General features: G+C 54.0%; 14 protein-coding genes and 1 pseudogene. 6 read left to right on the top strand and 9 right to left on the bottom strand.

Annotated elements, in window-relative coordinates; all coding sequences use genetic code 11:
• The first annotated feature begins 536 nt into the window (after positions 1–536).
• The 4 genes from WBL42_RS00670 (at position 537) to WBL42_RS00655 (ending at position 4,484) form a co-directional block, all read left to right on the top strand.
• A complete protein-coding gene (locus WBL42_RS00670; protein WP_424719337.1) occupies positions 537–998 on the top strand; it encodes a hypothetical protein in 462 nt (153 codons plus the stop codon).
• 398 nt (positions 999–1,396) lie between these two features.
• On the top strand, positions 1,397–2,602 hold the full coding sequence (locus WBL42_RS00665; protein ID WP_424719336.1) for a hypothetical protein: 1,206 nt from the start codon (positions 1,397–1,399) through the stop codon (positions 2,600–2,602).
• A 2-nt stretch (positions 2,603–2,604) separates the two neighbouring features.
• On the top strand, positions 2,605–3,297 hold the full coding sequence (locus WBL42_RS00660; RefSeq protein ID WP_424719335.1) for an ABC transporter ATP-binding protein: 693 nt from the start codon (positions 2,605–2,607) through the stop codon (positions 3,295–3,297).
• Entirely contained in the window at positions 3,294–4,484 is a 1,191-nt protein-coding gene (locus tag WBL42_RS00655) for an ABC transporter permease (protein ID WP_424719334.1), read from the top strand. Before WBL42_RS00660 ends, WBL42_RS00655 begins: the two co-directional genes overlap by 4 nt.
• 90 nt (positions 4,485–4,574) lie before the next feature.
• Here the strand turns inward: WBL42_RS00655 and WBL42_RS00650 are convergent, their stop codons facing one another.
• Positions 4,575–4,979 carry an Sjogren's syndrome/scleroderma autoantigen 1 family protein gene (locus tag WBL42_RS00650; RefSeq protein WP_424719333.1) on the bottom strand — a complete coding sequence of 135 codons (405 nt, stop codon included), beginning with the start codon at positions 4,977–4,979 and terminating at the stop codon, positions 4,575–4,577.
• 102 nt (positions 4,980–5,081) lie between these two features.
• Here WBL42_RS00650 and WBL42_RS00645 point away from each other — a divergent pair, with 102 nt between their 5' ends.
• Entirely contained in the window at positions 5,082–5,345 is a 264-nt protein-coding gene (locus tag WBL42_RS00645; protein WP_424719332.1) for a UPF0147 family protein, read from the top strand.
• Positions 5,346–5,693: 348 nt separating this feature from the next.
• On the opposite strand, the gene WBL42_RS00640 is transcribed toward WBL42_RS00645, so the two are convergent.
• Positions 5,694–6,308, bottom strand: a complete 615-nt coding sequence (locus WBL42_RS00640; RefSeq protein WP_424719331.1) for a DUF2115 domain-containing protein — start codon at positions 6,306–6,308, stop codon at positions 5,694–5,696.
• Between the two features lie 165 nt (positions 6,309–6,473).
• On the opposite strand from WBL42_RS00640, the gene WBL42_RS00635 reads away from it, so the two are divergent.
• A complete protein-coding gene (locus WBL42_RS00635) occupies positions 6,474–7,391 on the top strand; it encodes a DUF475 domain-containing protein (RefSeq protein ID WP_424719330.1) in 918 nt (305 codons plus the stop codon).
• A 61-nt stretch (positions 7,392–7,452) separates the two neighbouring features.
• Here the strand turns inward: WBL42_RS00635 and WBL42_RS00630 are convergent, their stop codons facing one another.
• From WBL42_RS00630 to WBL42_RS00600, 7 genes and pseudogenes are all read right to left on the bottom strand, one after another.
• The gene (locus WBL42_RS00630) at positions 7,453–8,559 is read right to left on the bottom strand and encodes a PAS domain S-box protein (RefSeq protein ID WP_424719329.1); all 1,107 of its coding nucleotides are present in this window, start codon (positions 8,557–8,559) and stop codon (positions 7,453–7,455) included.
• The gene (locus tag WBL42_RS00625) at positions 8,552–12,856 is read right to left on the bottom strand and encodes a PAS domain S-box protein (RefSeq protein ID WP_424719328.1); all 4,305 of its coding nucleotides are present in this window, start codon (positions 12,854–12,856) and stop codon (positions 8,552–8,554) included. Before WBL42_RS00625 ends, WBL42_RS00630 begins: the two co-directional genes overlap by 8 nt.
• A gap of 305 nt (positions 12,857–13,161) precedes the next feature.
• Complete coding sequence (locus WBL42_RS00620; protein WP_424719327.1) at positions 13,162–13,968, bottom strand: 4Fe-4S binding protein; 807 nt, start codon at positions 13,966–13,968, stop codon at positions 13,162–13,164.
• Between the two features lie 117 nt (positions 13,969–14,085).
• Positions 14,086–14,502 carry a secondary thiamine-phosphate synthase enzyme YjbQ gene (locus WBL42_RS00615; RefSeq protein ID WP_424719326.1) on the bottom strand — a complete coding sequence of 139 codons (417 nt, stop codon included), beginning with the start codon at positions 14,500–14,502 and terminating at the stop codon, positions 14,086–14,088.
• Between the two features lie 71 nt (positions 14,503–14,573).
• Positions 14,574–15,077 (bottom strand): hypothetical protein, encoded by a 504-nt coding sequence (locus WBL42_RS00610; protein WP_424719325.1) that lies wholly within the window; start codon positions 15,075–15,077, stop codon positions 14,574–14,576.
• Between the two features lie 181 nt (positions 15,078–15,258).
• Positions 15,259–17,754, bottom strand: a complete 2,496-nt coding sequence (gene gyrA, locus WBL42_RS00605; RefSeq protein ID WP_424719324.1) for a DNA gyrase subunit A — start codon at positions 17,752–17,754, stop codon at positions 15,259–15,261.
• Positions 17,744–17,988 (bottom strand): annotated as a pseudogene (locus WBL42_RS00600) (DNA topoisomerase IV subunit B); the annotation flags it as partial. The gene gyrA and the pseudogene WBL42_RS00600, both read right to left, overlap by 11 nt.

The raw sequence follows: 17,988 nt of genomic DNA, 5'->3' as shown, positions 1-17,988 counted from the left end.
TAGCCCCCCGAACTGTTGTCTCATCTGAAGAGGGGTGTGTACATCTGGCCCGGGACACGTGCAATAATGCATAATTCTCAAAAATGAGGAGGGGGGTTGGCGATGAACCCCCCCTCCCTCTTTTGTTTTTGAGAGTGGAGACCCCCCACCCACCCGGAAGTGTGGAGGGAAAGGTATCCCCCTTGCAGCTCATTACGGATCTGTGGCTTTGCTAAATTCCCGACGGTCGACCGGGTTCCGGTCAGATGCCGTGGGGGTGGCCTGGGACCCCCCTGGTCCGGCAGCGGGGGCCCAAATCCCCGTAATTCATGGTGGTTCCCTACCTGCACCTCACTCTGTGAGCGGGATGGGTACCCCTTCGTGGGGAGTTCGCAATCCCTGTTGAAACTTGTGATGAACTCCCGCTGCCCCTGAGTGGTCGCCCCCACACCACCGGCCGGACCTGATCGCGCCTGAGGACCATGTCATATATATTTAACGAAGAGAACCGAACAACAACCATCTTGAGGAATAACAGGGTAAATGACGGTATCGCAATGGCACGTGATGGACAGAAAGAGCCCCGTGATTCTTGTGTTCCGGCCAAGGGGCCAACACTCCGGCAGGGGACTTCACCGGGGCAACCGGAATACGAAGTAAAAAAGGATACTCTCGGGCACTTCAGTACAGGGCAGATAATTACCGGATCTCACTATGGTTCGGTAAAAGAAGAGTACGATGTCCGGATGAAGGACTGGGCCGGCAACAGCCAGCCCCCGGGGGACATGATCTATCATATCTCCGGGGGGAAACGGGATCAAATCAAACGTTTTCTGGAAGAGAAGCGGTACGTGGTCACATCGGAATATTATCATTATATCGTGAGAGCACCGGGAAAAAGGGTGGATCCCGTGGCGATCTCGCTCAAAGCTCAGAATATGGGCTTGAAATTTCTATGGGTTCATGCGGTTGGCGAAACAGGCCCCGACAGGGCACCACGGAAGATGAGATCAGCCTGATTGCTGTTCTCCGGTCGCCCGTGGCATGTAACAGCCTCCGCAATGGCTGATACGGTAAGGTAGCATTTGTGGAGGTTTTGATCGTAAGGTTTCAGATCGATTTTTTCCCGCGCTCTTTTCATGAATGTGCCTCTTGCGGAATTCTCCAACGGTCTCAGGCATTAACCGGGCGGGATTGTGCGACCGGGGGCATATCCGGTTTATTGCCTGCAGTGCTCACGGGTTCCGTGATTGTCTCAAAATTTGCAATGACAGGTACGTTAATATACATTCTCCCGCTAAATGCGGAATATATCGAAAAAATGGTCCCATGCCGGTTACCAGGTGAATAACATCTCCCCGATATTGTTTACCTGTCTGGCAGATGCCACTTGCTGGTACCGCGAGATGGAGAAATCATGAAATATTGGATTGTGTGTCTCCTGATAGTGCTCCTGTGCAGTGGTTCTGCAGGTGCTGCATCGGCTCTTTCTGCCAATGTTCCGGCAGCAAATACACAGGATGCAGCAGCGCTTGTATATGTTTCCGGGTATAATCTCACTCCTGAGGTTTTTTACCCCGGTGAAACCGGGACTGTTACGGTCCATGTAACCAATGCTGCCAACGCCTCGGTGGCATTGGACCAGCCGGCCCTGCTCGATCCGCATATCCACGTCCTCAACCAGGACACGTTCACAACTGCAACAACGGTCGGGCCCGGGGCCACCATGGATTTTAATTTCATCGTACTGGTTGGAGCTGACATACCCGACGGGACATATTTTCCGCTCTTTACCGCTGAGCCAAATTCCTATGGCGGCAACCCTGTTCATTCGCAGATCCCCCTCACGATAGACTCGGCAGATGTGAGGGCGAGTATCTCATTAAAGCCCGAGACATTCGCTCTTAACCAGACGGATACCGTGAATGTGAGTATCGCCAACCCAAGGCTCGGGGATATATCGGATGTCCTGATCGTTGCATCCGGCAATGGCAATGATGTGTCTCCGTCGGAAAGTTTCGTGGGCCCCATCCCTGCCGGTACTTCGGTTGACGTCCCGTTTGCTCTGACCCCTCACGCTCAGTCAGATGTCATATTCAATGTCAGTTTCCGCAATGGTAACAACATCCATACAACGGGTGTTGTCCTGCCGATGAATACGGGTGAGTCCAAGTCTGCGTCACTTCCGGTCCTTAATGATCTCGCTCTTGCGGGCACCGGCAACAACACCTACTCGTTGACGGGTGATGTGACCAATGCAGGTATCACCGATGCAAGCGGTCTGGTCCTGAGTGTGGGTGCTCCTGCTCATCCTGTTCAGCCGTATGCAAGTTATGCTGTGGGAGCCCTCGCATCCGATGATTTCTCGAGTTTCACCCTTACGTTCGTATCGAACGATCTCTCGTCCGTCCCGATTATTGTCCAATGGAAGGACGCATATGGGAACATATTAACAACGACAAAGATACTTGACCTGCGCCCCCTGTCTTATTCCGGCACGGGTTCACAGACCGGGGGCGACCTGAGTGCATCCTATCCCCTGATCTACGGCGGAATAATCCTTATCTTCGCCATTGTTCTCTGGATGAAGAGGAGATGGATCGTGGCAAAGTTCAGGAGATAATAATGGAAAGTACTATGGGTAACTCTTCCCTGATCCAGCTCGTGGACGTGTCGAAGGTCTATCACCTGGAGAGCGGGGACTTCACCGCCCTCAACCATGTCTCGCTCGAGATCCGGGAAGGTGAGTTTGTGGCGATTATGGGGCCGTCCGGCTCGGGAAAATCGACGATAATGAACCAGCTGGGCATCCTGGATGTGCCTACAACCGGCAAGCTCCTGATAAACGGGCAGGACGTGGCCAAAATGTCGAACCTCGAGCGGACCCACCTGCGCCGCGACGCCATCGGGTACATCTTCCAGAAATTCTACCTGATCCCCCTCCTTTCCGCGTACGAGAACGTGGAGTACCCCCTCATCCTGAAGTACAAAAAACGGGATACCACCGGGCGGGCTGCGGAGATGCTCACTGCAGTCGGGATCGACCATGACATGGGTGCCCACCGGCCCAACCAGCTCTCGGGCGGGCAGCAGCAGCGGGTCGCGATTGCCCGGGCGCTTGTCAATGACCCGAAGATCCTCCTCTGTGATGAGCCCACGGGGAACCTCGACCGGAAGACCGGCTTCCAGATCCTGGACATTCTTGTTGACCTCCATCGGAAGGGAAAGACCGTTATCATCGTGACCCACGACCAGAAGATCGCAGAGTATGCGCAACGCACGATCACCCTTGACGATGGCAGGATTGTGGAACCATGAGGGACATCTTCTTCGATCTCTCCGTGCGCAGCGTCCGGCTCAATTTCCTCAGGTCACTCCTGGCCTCGATCGGGATCATTATCGGGGTTGTGGCGATCTCGACCATGGGCATGCTTGGTACCAACATGCAGCTCTCGGTCCAGAGCCAGCTCTCCTCCAACGTAAACACGGTAATCCTTACTTCAGACGTGGTGAAAGTGAGTACTACCGGGAATGCTTCCGCCGAGAACGGGATTGATGTAAGTGAGCTCAACGATATCAAGTCATCGGCAGGACAGAACCAGATAATTCCGATCCATGATTCCGGCACGCAGTTCACGGTCGGCAGTACGAACGGCCGGGGGTCGATCTATGGCCTGGCCCCGAGCGATATCCCGAAGTTCCTCACAATAGACCAGGGGTCGAATATCCAGGGAGGAAACGACGCACTGGTCGGGGCAACGATTGCAAACAACTTCAATATGGGCGTGGGGAGCAGCATCAAGATCGGACAGAACTGCGCAACGATCGTCCGGCCGGTCGTACGGGTCGCCGGTATCCTGGCTGCCAGGGGGATTGCTTCCGACAACGTCAATACAGATAATGCGATCATTGTCTCGGACCAGTGGTATACCGACCATTTCGGGTACCTGAACGTATACAACCAGGTCAACGTAATCCTGCAGGACGTAAGCACGATAAACCAGACCGAGGCCAACATCGACAAGAAGGTCAACCGGAACACGGATGTGATCCGCATCAGCGACGCGAGCTCTCGGCTCTCCACGATCACAAGCACCCTCGGGACGATCACCACGTTCATCATGGCGATCGGTGGCATTTCTCTCGTCGTGGCCGCAGTCAGCATCTTCAACGTGATGATGATGTCGGTCAAGGAACGGGTCCAGGAGATCGGGATCCTGCTTTCTATCGGTACGGAAAAAGGCGAGGTGCGGAGGATGTTCCTCTACGAAACGCTTATCCTCGGGTTGATCGGGGCGATCATGGGGGGTATTATGAGTTTTATTATCGGGTATTCAGTCGTTCAGGCAATGATTGGCAGCACGGCGTATTTCTTCCTCCCCCAAAGCCTGATCTATATCCCGTACGGGATGATCATCGGTGTTATCGTCTGTGTCGTATCAGGACTCTACCCTGCGTGGATGGCCTCGAACATGGACCCGATCGACGCGCTCCGGAATGAATAGACCCGGTTATTCTGAATTCGGGAGCACTTTTCCGGATATGATGAGAGCTGCTAACTGAAAATGGAGAAAAGAAAAGGAGATATTAGATGATTATAACCGGCACAGGATCTCGAGCGCCTCGGTTCCGGCCTTCACTGCCTGCATCAACGTGAGGACATGGTCCGGGTCCTTCTCGTTATGGATCCGCTCACAGAGAGAGAAGACGGTCATTGCTACTTCATCGGTGAGCATTCCGTCGTCTTCATCGCCGCAGGTACATGAATCCTCGTCATGGTCCCCGTCACAGCCACATCCATCGCCATGCTCGTGATGATGGGGCTCGGTCACTGCCGTTGCAGCAGCCGGCGTCTTGACATTTTTTGCAGACTTTTTAGCGTTCTCGTTCTCTGCACAGACGATACAGAGCGTTTTTCCCTTGACTTCAAACAGGGGACATCCGCAGGTCTTGCAGCTCTTCTCGAGCATTTTGCCTCCCTTGAGGAGGCATTCAGCCATTATTTCGTCTTCTTTTCGGGAGGGCATGGTTCACCGTCAGGTTATTTAAACTATATATGTCCGTTCCGCATATTAACTAAAGGTACCCAGGTAGGTGCTACCATGCCAAACCCTGAAAAGACTATGGAAAACTGTATCCTGATGCTGCAGCACATCCAGGAAGACGGTTCGATACCCAGAAATATCCGGCGCGTTGCTGACGAGACCCGGACGCTGCTCACGAACAACTCAAAGGCCATGGGGCTGCGCGCTGCCGAAGCCATATCAAAGATTGATGAAATATCCAATGATCCCAACATGCCCATCCATGCGCGGACAAGGATCTGGGAACTCGTCTCCCAGCTGGAGACGATTCCATTGGACTGAATTTCCAGTCCGTTACAGTTCTCTTTTCCCACATGCTTTCTCCCTGCTAATGGCCTTTTTGGCCGATGGTGTGAAAATGCTGGAAGTTCCGGGCATTTTCTGACTGTACCGCATAATCTGCGGTGAAATTTTTTGATTCTCTTCAGCCACAATTATTTTAGTATGAAGGGATCCTTTGGTGAACGGGCGATTGCCTGCCCTCCCCCGGTTTTCGTAGGGATACTCTGATACTGCAGGCAAACCCGATGCGATGGTTGCCCAATACGGGAACGTTGCTCGTCTGACCCGCCAGGTATTGGCGGGTCAATCCGGCCGTCACGACATACCCTTGCAAAAATCCGGAATAATCTATACCGGGTTCTTGTTCTCTTCACTCTGCAACGCCGGGCAGAAATTGCAGATGGAGTAGAATACCTCTTTTTCCCTGTCCCGGATCAGGCAGTAATACTCGTTTCCCCGCTTTTCCACCTTAAACCCGCCGGGAAACGGCATCCCCACCGGGTGGCCGGGCTCTTCGAGGATGAACAGCGTGAACGCGGAGATCAGGTAGTAGAACAGGCGGTTCTTCGGGTTCCGGAAACAGGGGTTGCGTTCGCTGGAATCATCCCAGGCAAAAACACCTGTCTTGAGCATAGTGCAGAAATTTTCAAAGGACTCCCGGTCCCGGAGGGGAGTATTAAGCCGCTCAAATGACCGGCTGCGGTACATGGCGAGCAGGAGGTGATGTTTCCCAAAGAGCTGTTCGCGGAAAAACGGGCGGATCGCTTCGCGGTACGGGGAGGGAAGCCGCTCGATCTCGGTATTGAGCCGGCCCCCGATGATCTGGAGATCGAAGAGGGAATACCGCTGAAGTTCCCGGGAAAGGATCGAACCCAGCTCGCCTTTTGTCATCGCCGTCTGCATCTGCTCTGCGACCGCGTGAATCTCACGTGAGACCTGATCGGGGTCTTCCGTGCTTTCCATAATGATGGTTCCGTCCTCCATATCGTGCCGGTTCTTCAGTACTGTGTCTGGCGTTTGCAGGAAATAGGTATATGGATTGTGAACGCGGGCTGGTATGGTGGATCCAGCCGTGCTCACCGCCCTGATAATGTTAATACTCGTGCACATCGCATAGGATCCTTGTTCATGGACATTATTTCCATAGTGCTGATCATCGCCGGCCTCTGCATGTTCGAGACAATCACAAGCATAGACAATGCGATCATCAACGCCGAAGTGCTCTCGACCATGAGCAGGCGTGCAAAGCGCTGGTTCCTGGTCTGGGGACTGTTGTTTGCTGTAGTTGCTGTCCGCGGCCTCCTGCCCTGGCTGATCGTCTGGATCTCCACTCCGTCACTCGGCCCAATGGGTGCATTCACCGCTACGTTCTCAGGCGATCCCCTCGTCCTCGCCACAATCGAACTGTCCTCCCCTGTCCTCCTGATGGGCGGGGGTACGTTCCTCATCTTCCTCTTCTTTCACTGGCTGTTCCTGGAAGACAAGAATTTCGGCCTGCGGGGCGAGCGGTTCTTTGCCTCCAAAGGTGTCTGGTTCTTTGCCGTGGTCTCCGTGATCCTTGCAGCCCTTGTCTGGCTGTCCCTTGGACACAACACGATGGTTGCGTTCGGTGCGGTGATAGGGTCGACAGCGTTTTTTGTTGTTCACGGGTTCCGGCAGAATGCCGAGCAGGCAGAGCAGACGATGCTGCACACGGACATGACCGACCTGAGTAAGATCTTCTATCTCGAAGTGATCGACGCCACCTTCTCCATCGACGGGGTCGTGGGTGCCTTTGCCTTTACCATGGCCGTTCCCCTGATCCTTATCGGGAACGGCCTCGGGGCGCTCGTGGTCCGGGAACTGACGGTCAGGAACGTTGATAACATCAGGAAATATCTCTATCTTAAAAACGGGGCCATGTACTCCATCTTCTTCCTTGGGATCATCATGCTGCTGGATAGTTTCTCTGTCAGCATTCCCTTCTGGGTCTCCCCGCTCATCACATTCGGTGTTGTGGGATTCTTCTTTGTAAAATCCCTGCGGGAGATCCCAAAACCGGAATAACTGCACAAATCCCCGTGCCGGATTCCCAGGACCGTTTCGCGGCAGAGGCAGGGGCGTATTCTTACTCCGTTCTGATCCACCCGTTGAGAACGATACCATCAATCACCGGATTGCCGTACAGGTTGCTGATGATCCCTTCCATGATATGTGCCAATCCCGCCCGGTCCCGAATCCTCATCCTTACAGGTTTTACAATGCCAGGGTTGTCGATGATCTCGCCAAGGATACGGTTAAAGACCGGGACGTCCTCTTCCGGGATAATATCCGAGAGGGGCTTTTCCACGATCTGCTCAGGTGCATAACCCAAGGTCTTTGTCATCGACGGGCTCTCGTGGCGGAGCGTCCCGTCCCTGTTCAGGATCGCGATAATATCGGACGTTTCCTCAATAAGGGACCGGAAAAATTCCTCGTTCTGACGGGATTGTTCTTCGATTGTTTTATTCCTTGTAACATCCCTGATGGAAACTGCGAACAGGACGACCTGGCCTTCGAGGTTGACGACCGGATAGATCGAGGTTTCGAACCAGACAGTTTTGAACTCCTCTTCAAAATGGATCGGCGTTTTCTGGGTCACGTTCACATTCCAGACTGCCATATGGGGGGAGAGAAAACCCTGTTCAACGAGATCAGACACATTGGTACCGATAAATTCCTGAACATTTTTACCGGTCTTACGGGCAAGGGCGAGATTTGCAGCAAGAAACCTGCCATTGGTGTCGATAAGAAAGAGATAATCTTCCGTGGCGTTCAGAAGGACGCGTGTGGTCTCTTCACTGATCCTGAGTGCATGTTCCATGGCATATTTATAGAGCGCCATCTCGATGGTAGTCTTCAGCTCCAGTTCGCGGAACGGCTTGAGGATATAACCGAACGGCTCAGTGAGTTTCGCCTTCGTGAGGAAACTGTCATCACTGTATGCAGTGAGATACACGACCGGGATATGGTATTGTTGTTTGATAATCTCTGCAGCTTCTATACCCGTCATCTTGCCGGCGAGCATGATATCCATAAGGATCAGGTCAGGATGCAGTTCGCCAGCCTTTCGCACAGCCAGTTCACCGGTGGTTGCGATTGCACATACCGAATACCCAAGTTCAGTGAGGCTTCTTCGTATATCCATGCCGGTTACCGCTTCATCCTCAACTACCAGAATTTTTACATCACCCATAATGGTCTCCTTCTCCCGGTTCAAAAGCAAAATCAATCCTGTATTCCGTCCCGTTCTCTCTCTTCAGGGAAAGGGTGCCCTGGATCTGTGCCACGAGCGAGTTCACCAGCTGCAGGCCCAGTGTCTCGATAGTTTCCAGTACAATCCTCCCGGGCAGTCCCACCCCGTTATCCTTCACGACAAGGGTATAAAGCTCACCTGTCCTCCTGAACTCGACGGATATGGTTCCCGTTCTGTCCCCGGGGAACGCATATTTCAATGCATTGGAGAGCAATTCGTTGATGATGAGGCTGACGGGAATTGCCTTGCTGATGGGCAGGACCATATCGGCAGCATGGATCTCCAGCCGGATCTTCCCGGCGGGTATTCCATAGGACTGGAGCAGATTTTCCCCGATTTGTTTAAGATAATCGTCGTAAGGGATACGGGCAAGGTTTTTTGACTGGTACAGTTTCTCGTGAACGAGAGCGATCGACATGACCCGGTTCTGGCTCTCCCTCATTGCCTCACGGCCCCCGGGATCTTTCATCAGCCGTACCTGGAGGCTGAGCAGGCTCGATATCACCTGCATGTTGTTCTTGACCCGGTGATGGATTTCCTTGAGGAGGATCTCTTTCTCCTTGAGGGAAGCAGCAATTTCGTTCTCGAGATTTTTTCGGACCGTAATATCCCGGGCAATGCCGGAGTAGCCGGTAAACCGTCCGGTTTTATCCTTACTCGGGGTTGCATTCACTTCAAATACAAGGGGAGAACCCATTGCTGCTGCCGGGACCCGTATCTCGAAACCTGAAACCAGGGGATGTTCGGAGAGGGCAGGGTCCAGGAATGTCCTGATGGCCTCATGATATTCCTGAGGTGCCAGGTCGCGGGCAGAGATCTTCTGGAACTGTTCCGGCGTCGTGCCCATCTCTGACAGCACATGGGGGCTGATGTACGTGATATAACCATTCTCATCAATATGGAACACAATATCCCCGATCTGTTCGACAAGGGACCGGTATTTTTCCTCGCTGAAGGCCAGTGCCTCCATCACGCGGTTACGTTCCGACACTTCATTCCGGAGATTTTCCGTGAGTTTTCTCAGTTCTTTTGTCCGCTCTTCGACTTTCTGTTCAAGCTCGAAGTATGCTTTCTGCATTGCATCTTCTGCCCGTTTCCTGTCTGTGATATCCAGGATGCTCTCAAGGTAGGCAGGCTTACCGGATATCATAACCGGGATCACTGTTTTCAGGATTGGAACCTTCTGCCCGTCGGCCCTGATGAGTATACTCTCGAAATTCTCCCGTTTTGGAGGATTGTCTGTGAACCGGCACTTCCCTTTCACGGTATGGCAGATGAAATCCTCGCAGCCAGCCCCGATGATCGCATCCCGGTCGTCCCCGATCATTCTGACCGCAGCCGGGTTGGCATCGATAATTGTGTGGTTATCGGGATCGATGATCAAAAGCCCGGTCTGGACCGAATTGAAGATTGTCTTGAGGTACTGCTCGCTGTTCTTGAGTTCTTCTTCGGCCCATTTACGATCGGTGATATCCTCAAGGAGTTCAAGTGCACCGATCACCCTTCCATCCGTGTCTTTAATGGCGATGGCAGAGAAATGGATCCAGGTGCCGGCAGGACCGATCTTCGGGAAAAAGTCTGTTGCTTCAAATGCCCCTTCGATATACGGTGAGGAACTGAATTTGCCGGCATACCATAACCGGATTTTTTCAATTTCGTTTTCGATCAGCAGATCCGCAAGAACCGGTCGTTTCTCTGTGTAAAATGCCTTCCAGGCCCCGGTGGTCCCACGCACATCCCGTGACTGTATACCGCTGTATTTCTCCAGTGCCTTGTTCCAGTACAGCACTTCATGATCCCGGTTTATCACGAACAGGGGGATCGATGAACCGTCGATGATCGCATGGAGCGTCTCTTCGCTTGACCTGATGGCCTCCTCCATCCGTTTACGCTCCGTTACATCCCGTGAGATTGACAATGACAGCTGCCTGCTGCGCAGTTCGAACGTGTGAGTACTGATCTCCACCGGGAATTCCGTTCCGTCTTTTCTCCGGTAAATTGCATCGAACGTTGCGTGACCCCGTTTCCTGATCATCTGGGCGATTGCCGGCATCTTCCGGAGATGGGATGGGGACACGATATCTGAGGGTGACATTGAGAGGAGTTCCTCCCGGGTATACCCAAGACGCGTGCAGGCAATATCGTTGACCATGATATAGCGCCCGGGTTCTGAGCCGGGCAGCATCTCATGGAGGAAAATAGCATCGTTTGCATTATTGAAAAGTGTCCGGAATAATTCCTCGCTCTCCCGGAGGGCGAGCTCCACTTTCACGCGCTCGGTGATATCCACCGAGAGGAAGATGACTGAGTCCTTGCCGAAGTATGTCCCATTGTATAAGCGGACCTCGGTCAGGAACTCCTCGCCGCCATTACGCAAGCCCCAGAATTCAAACTGCTGGGGCCTGCCAAGAAATGCATCCCGCACCTGGCCAAAGGCATGAACCAGATCATTGCGGCCCGGCGCGGAAAGTGCTTCAAACGTTTTGCCTATGAAGAATTCATGCGGGTGACAAAACATCTCTTCTGCACCCTTGTTGACATCGATGAATGTACCTGCCGCATCCATGATACCAATGGCATCCTTGACCGTGTTGAACAACCCGTGATAACTTTCTTCGCTCTGTTGTAACGCAGCATCTTTTGTTTTGATTTCCGTAATATCGATGATCACGCCCCTCAGGCCGGACACCTTTCCCGTTTTCCGATCAATAATCGGGCTGGTGGAGATCATTGCCGGGAAACGGCTGCCGTCCTTACGCTGCAGGGTATATTCAACCGAACTCCTTGAATCCCCTGCGAATACCTTAACCATCATCTCCCGGGCTCTCCTCCGCTCTTCGGGAACAACGTAGTCCATCACGCTGATGCCGGACATGACATCCTTTGGATCGATGCCAAATGTCGAATAGGTGAGCCGGTTGGCAAAGGTGAGTATACCGGAAATGTCATTTTCAAATACGATCACCGGGAGAAAATCTGCAAGTGTCCGGTACCGTTCTTCGCTTGCATGAAGGGCCTCCTCAACCAGTTTTCTTTCCGTGATGTCCCGGAGAGATCCCTCGACCCCCAGCGGATTACCGGCTTCATCGCGGACAACGTGACTGGTCACGGAGACGATGAGATGTTTTCCCTCCTTGTTTTTCAGGATCACTTCGTAATCGTGCACCGCACCGTTGGTGAACATCTCACCAAGCAGCATCTTTCTCTGGTCGGGAAACGGGTACAGCTCGAGAACCTGGTGACCTATTAGTTCTGAGGCATCCCATCCGGTAATCTTTTTACATGACGGCGAGAGTATCCTGATGATACCCTCCATGTCCGTCTGGTAATACAGGTCGTCGAAGGTATTGAATATGGACCGGTATTTTTCTTCGCTTTTACGGAGGGCATCATCAATAATCCTGCGGTCCGTGATATCCCGTACCGACCCGAGAGCAGCAGCCTTCCCATTGAAAAAGAGCGTTGTCACGGAAAGTTCGAGATAGCGGGTCTCCCCGGCTTTTGTCAGGATACGCGCTTCGTACGTCAGGGGGGCGTGTTCTCCCCTCATCCTTTTCCGGGAGATATCGCCGAGTCTCTCCCTGTCATCGGGATGGACAAGATCGAATATGATCATCCCGTACAATTCGTCCCTGGAATAGCCGGATATCTCCGAGACACGGTCGTTGGCAAAGACGAATTTCTCATCCTGGTAGATATATATAGCATCGTGGCTCTGCTCTACAACTTTCCGGTACCGTTCCTCGCTCTCCCGGAGTGCCTTTTCCGCCCGTTTCCTGTTGACCGTCTGCCGGATCTTGTTGGCGAGGTCGAGGAACATCGCCTTGGGGTTGCCGCCTTTTGCCAGGTAGAAATCCGCACCTGCATTATACGATTCGATGACGGCCTCTTCACGTCCTTTCCCTGTGAATATAATGAAGGGGATATCATTTCCCTCTTCGCGGAGTTTTCTGAGGAGCTCGATGCCATCCATATCGGGCATCTGGTAATCTGAAACAATCACATCAAATGATCTCGCGGCGATTTTTGCAAGAGCCTCTTCCGCGCCCGAGGCAGTATCGACGATGAAACCCTTCTTTTTTTCGAGGGATATTTTGGTCGGCTCAAGCAGTGCAGGTTCATCATCAACGTACAGAACAGAAATTCCCTGCGCTCCGGTAATGCCGTTAGAAGAACCGTTGGAACCGGCTCCGTTAGTATGAACCGGTGCTTGATCTGCCCGGGGGTGCTTGTCCATTTACGATAACACTCTCTGATAAATGTACAAATTACCCAGAATCTATAAATTTTTTTTTATTTGTATCGAAAACTTCAGAATCCCTGAAACCGGCGGAATGCCAAAAATGCCGAAATTGAATTGACAATAGTGAAAATATGGTTATTTCAGCCACTTTCTTTTAAATGAATAAAATTCCTCGGTATAATATCGTCTCTCCTGCATTGAAGGACCTGGGGGTCAGCAGGAGCCCGGACCCGCACATGAAAAATGAAAAATATCAGGATACTGCCGGTAAAAAAAACGCATGCCAGGCCCCCGGGCTCTTATCGCCCGCTGTATGACCGTACATGGTTCCATGCCTGGTGATAGGGGGCATAATGTTCATCTTTATCATTATAGATCTCAGGGTCTTCCCGGGCATACGCTTTCCTGTCCGCTCCAACCGGGCAGATCCGGATGCAGAGGCCGCACGGTGAGATGTAACGGGTGCTCAGGGCCTCCGATCGCGTTGCACATGCCTTCGTGTCCGTAAGTCCTTCGGGATAGTCTTTCTCTCCAAGTGCCCGTACCGGGCAGGCATGGACGCACCGCATACACCGGGTGCAGAGCGGGTGTTCGAGGACGGGATCTCCCGGGATATCTGCGGAGGTGAATATGGATGCGAACCGGACCCTCGGGCCGAACTGCGGCGTAAGCAGGACGTTATTGGTCCCGAAATTCCCGAGGCCGGCGAGAAAGGCTGCATGGCGGTGGGAGAAGAATGTGACCGGTTTTTCCTTCAGTACGCTGACCGAGCCGTACCCGTCGCGGGGGATCCAGATTGAGGAATGACCTTGTGCGGTAAGGGAGGCGGCGATCCGGTATCCGTCCTCGTCCAGAAGGGAATTGACCGTACGGTACAGTTCGTGATACCAGATCGACGGTGCCGTCTCAATGATCGGCAGGCTGACCGGAAGGCCGATCACGATAACGGTCTTTGCTTCCGGCCAGATCGATCGCGGCCGGAAGTCCACCGGCACCCATGGCTCGAAGAAATGGTGATCCCAGCGTTCTGCCGGCGCGAAGCCGACCAGGGAAATATCCATCCCGAGACAGCGTTCCCTGATCTCCTGTTTGAGTGAGGCGCTCATTCCATCTACCACATAGTATGAACCCCAATAAATGGATTTGGGAACCGACCCTGGGCGGACCCCGCGGAAAGAAAACAGGAGGGGATACGGTGCTGTCTCCTGCAGGAGAGAAAGAACCTATTCACCGGTGATGGTGCAGATAATGGATCTCGTGCGGCCTGCATTCACATCGAGTTCAAGGAGGGCCACCTGCTGCCATGTCCCGCACATCAGTTTCCCTGCTTCAACCGGTATCGCAAGATCCGGTCCGACCAGTGCAGCCTTGACATGGGACCTGCCATTCCCGTCACCCCGCCGGTTATTATGGGCATAGGAGGCAGTGTCAGGAGCGAGTACGGACAATGCCTGTTTCATATCTGAAATGACACCCGGCTCGTATTCAATCGTCGTAAGTGCGGCGGTTGAATGCTGCACGAACAGATGAACCATTCCCGTGGTGATCCCGCTCTCCCCAATCACTTCGTTTACCTCATGAGTGATATTGAGGATGTCGCCTTCGTGTTGTGACGTGATCCGGATGATCTTCCTGAACATATCCCACCTTATCCGATCAATGCGGAGAGACACTGCGGGAATCGGGCTAATCCGGTCCGGATCTCCCCTTTTTACTGGATTGTTACCGGGAGTGCATTGAGGAGGACGTTCACGTTGCTATCGATAATTCTCACCGTGTAGGTACCTGTCTGCAGGCCCGATACACCATTCGGCACCACATCCGAATAGACATAGCTGCTGCCGCCGTCCTGGCTGTAAATGAATAACATGTCCCCCGCCCCCCATCGATCGGTCTGGAGCGGTCCGGCAGGATTCACCGTAAAGGGAATACCTCCGGCAGTTACCAGGAAGAGCGAGACTATGGAAGTCCCGCCCGACTGGGAGGTTCCGTTCAGGTTCACGGCATCCCCCTGCTGGTGGAAGACCCCGATGATATGGTTGCCTGCACTGGTATTGTACTGAATGGCCTGGACCGAAAAGAGTGCAGGTTTCTGGAGCAGGTGGGAGATAACACCGGTTAATGAAGCGATAAGGAGGAGTGCGGCAACAGCCACGAGGATTGCCATGAATACCAGGGATAGTGTTTCGGAGAGGGCTCGCTCGGAAGTGCTCATTTCATGCATCAGGCCTTAATCGTTAGTTTGGTCACCCCCGAACAAAAATGTTTGGTAATGTGCCGTTTTTCCGGAACGTGTTCCTCCGGCGGACCCGGCACATCCCCCTATTCCATGTTCCCAGTTCATCCGCTTCCCCGTTATACCGGGCTACGGATGTATAAAAAAAATGTCCGGAGATCTATTCCGGAACCGGATCTCCGCCGCTGATCTCCGTACCGTTGTCCAGGTCTGCCGGGACTACGGCAACGCCGACGATCTTGTCGTTCTCGTCGAGGCGCATGATCTTCACACCTTTCGTGCCGCGCCCGATGATGCGGATCTCGCTGACCGGCGTCCTGATGACGACACCGGATGCAGTCATGACAAAGATCTCGTCTGTTTCTGAAACAGCCCGCGATTCGATGACCACGGCATCGCGTTCGAGCACCATCGTCCGGACTCCCTGCGTTGCCCGGCCGTGCCCGCGGAAGTCGTCGAACTCGGTCCGCTTCCCGAAGCCGACATCGGAGATGGTAAGGAGTGTGTGGTCGTTATCCACGAGAGTGATCGCGCAGACCGTGTCCTCTTTGACCCGGAACCGCATACCGATGACCCCGGACGCGTTCCGTCCTACCACCCTGACAGTCTCTTCGTGGAACCGGAGGCCGTACCCGAACCGGGTCGAGAGGACGACTTCCCTGGTGTTGTCTGTCATGATGACGTCGACAAGCTGGTCTCCTTCCTTGAGCCGGATCGCGTTCGTCCCGGTCGAACGGGGGTTGGAGAACTCGGTCTCCGGGATTTTGATGACCTGCCCGAGTTTCGTCGCGAACATGAGGTACCGGTCCGGCCGGAACTCGCGGATGGGGATAACGGTCGTGATGACCTCGTCTTTTAAGTTGAGGAGGTTGACGATCGGCTTGCCCTTGGCTATCCGCGAGCTCTCGGGGATCTGGTACACCTTGAGCCAGTACACCCGGCCAATGCTCGTGAAACAGAGGAGGTAATCCTTCATACCGGCAGCGAAGACCGAGCTGACGACATCGTCCTCCTTCGTGGTCATGCCCGTGACACCATGGCCGCCGCGCCGCTGCTTCCGGTAGGTGTCGAGATCCATCCGCTTGATATAGTTCGTCTTCGTGATGGAGACGAGCACCGTCTTGTCCTCGATGAGATCCTCGGTCGAGAGATCGCTCATATCGAGGGCAATCTCCGTCCTGCGGACGTCGCCGAACTTCAGTGCGATTTCGGAGGTCTCGCGCCGGATCTCATCCTTGATGTTTGCCTCAGATGAGAGGATCGTCTCGAGCCTGCGGATCTCTGTTTCGAGGTCGTTCTTCTCATCCGTTATTTTCCGCTGTTCGAGCGCTGCGAGCCTGCGGAGCTGCATCTGCAGGATTGCATTGGCCTGAGGTTCGTCAAGGCCGAAACCCGAGATGAGCGCGATCCGTGCGTTGTCGACCGTGTCGGACCCGCGGATTGCCGCGATGATCTTATCGATGTTCGCGAGCGCGGTGAGAAGGCCGTTTAAGATATGGACCCGCTCCTGGCACTTGTTGAGGTCGAACTCCGACCTGCGCCTGATGACCTCGATCCGGTGGTGGACGAAGTTCCCGAGGAGGGCCGGGAGGTTGAGGATCTTCGGGGCCCCGTCCACGATCGCGAGGTTTGAAGCCGAGAAACTGGACTCCAGCGCCGTGTGTTTGTACAGGTTGTTGAGAATGACCGCGGAGATCATGCCCTTTTTCAGCTCGAAGACGACCCGGATACCGTCCTTGTCCGACTCATCGCGTATGTCGCTGATGCCGTCGAGTTTCTTGTCCTTCACCATCTCAGCGATGTTAGTGATCCACTGGGCCTTGTTCACCTGGTACGGGAGCTCGGTGACGATGATCCGGTCGCCCCGGTTCCCGCCGTCGGACTCTTCGATCTCGGCAACCCCGCGGACCACGACACGGCCCTGGCCGGTGGCGTAGATATTCTTCACGCCCTCGACCCCCATCAGGATACCGCCGGTCGGGAAGTCCGGGCCTGGCATAATCTGGAGGAGTTCCTCAATGGAAACATTTGGTTCTTCGAGGAACCGGTTAACGGCTGCACATACCTCGCGGAGGTTGTGAGGCGGCATCTTCGTCGCCATCCCGACCGCGATGCCATCGGTCCCGTTGACGAGGAGGTTCGGGATCTTCGAGGGGAGGACGGTCGGTTCTTTTAATGACTCATCGTAGTTGGGAACGAATTCCACCGTTTCCTTGTCGAGATCCTGCAGGATCGCCTCGGCGTACGGGAAGAGCCGGACCTCGGTGTACCTGCTCGCTGCAGCGGCATCGCCGTCAACGGAACCAAAGTTGCCCTGACCCTGTACCAGCATGTGGCGGTACGAGAAGGGCTGGGCCATCTTGACGATGGTGTCGTAGATGGACGCGTCACCATGAGGGTGGTACTTACCCATCACGTCACCGACCACCCTCGCGCTCTTCTTGGTGGGCTTGTCGCTCGTGTTGCCCATGTCCCACATGGCATAGAGCGATCGGCGGTGGACCGGCTTGAGGCCATCACGGACGTCCGGGATCGCACGCTGGATGATGACCGACATCGCGTAGTTGATGAACGATGTCTTCATCTCCTGCTCGATGCTGATCGGCTCGGTGCGGTGGGTTTCGGGGACGCCTGCAGGCGGGACTTCAGATGTCAAGGTTCGTCACCTCCTTTGCATGGCGCATGATGAAATTCTTCCGTATCTCCACGTCCTTGCCCATCAGGGTCTTGAACATCTCGTCTGCTTCGTACGCATCCTCGATCGAGACCTTGAGGAAGATCCGGTTCTCGGGGTCCATGGTCGTGTCCCAGAGCTGCTGGGCATTCATCTCGCCGAGACCCTTGTACCGCTGGATGGAGACTCCCTTATCACCCATAGCGGCGGAGACCT

Source organism: Methanoregula sp. (genome assembly GCF_049686655.1).
In the GTDB taxonomy this organism is placed as follows: Archaea; Halobacteriota; Methanomicrobia; order Methanomicrobiales; family Methanospirillaceae; genus Methanoregula.
Note: the sequence above shows the minus strand (reverse complement) of the source record. Positions and strands in the feature narration are given on the sequence as shown.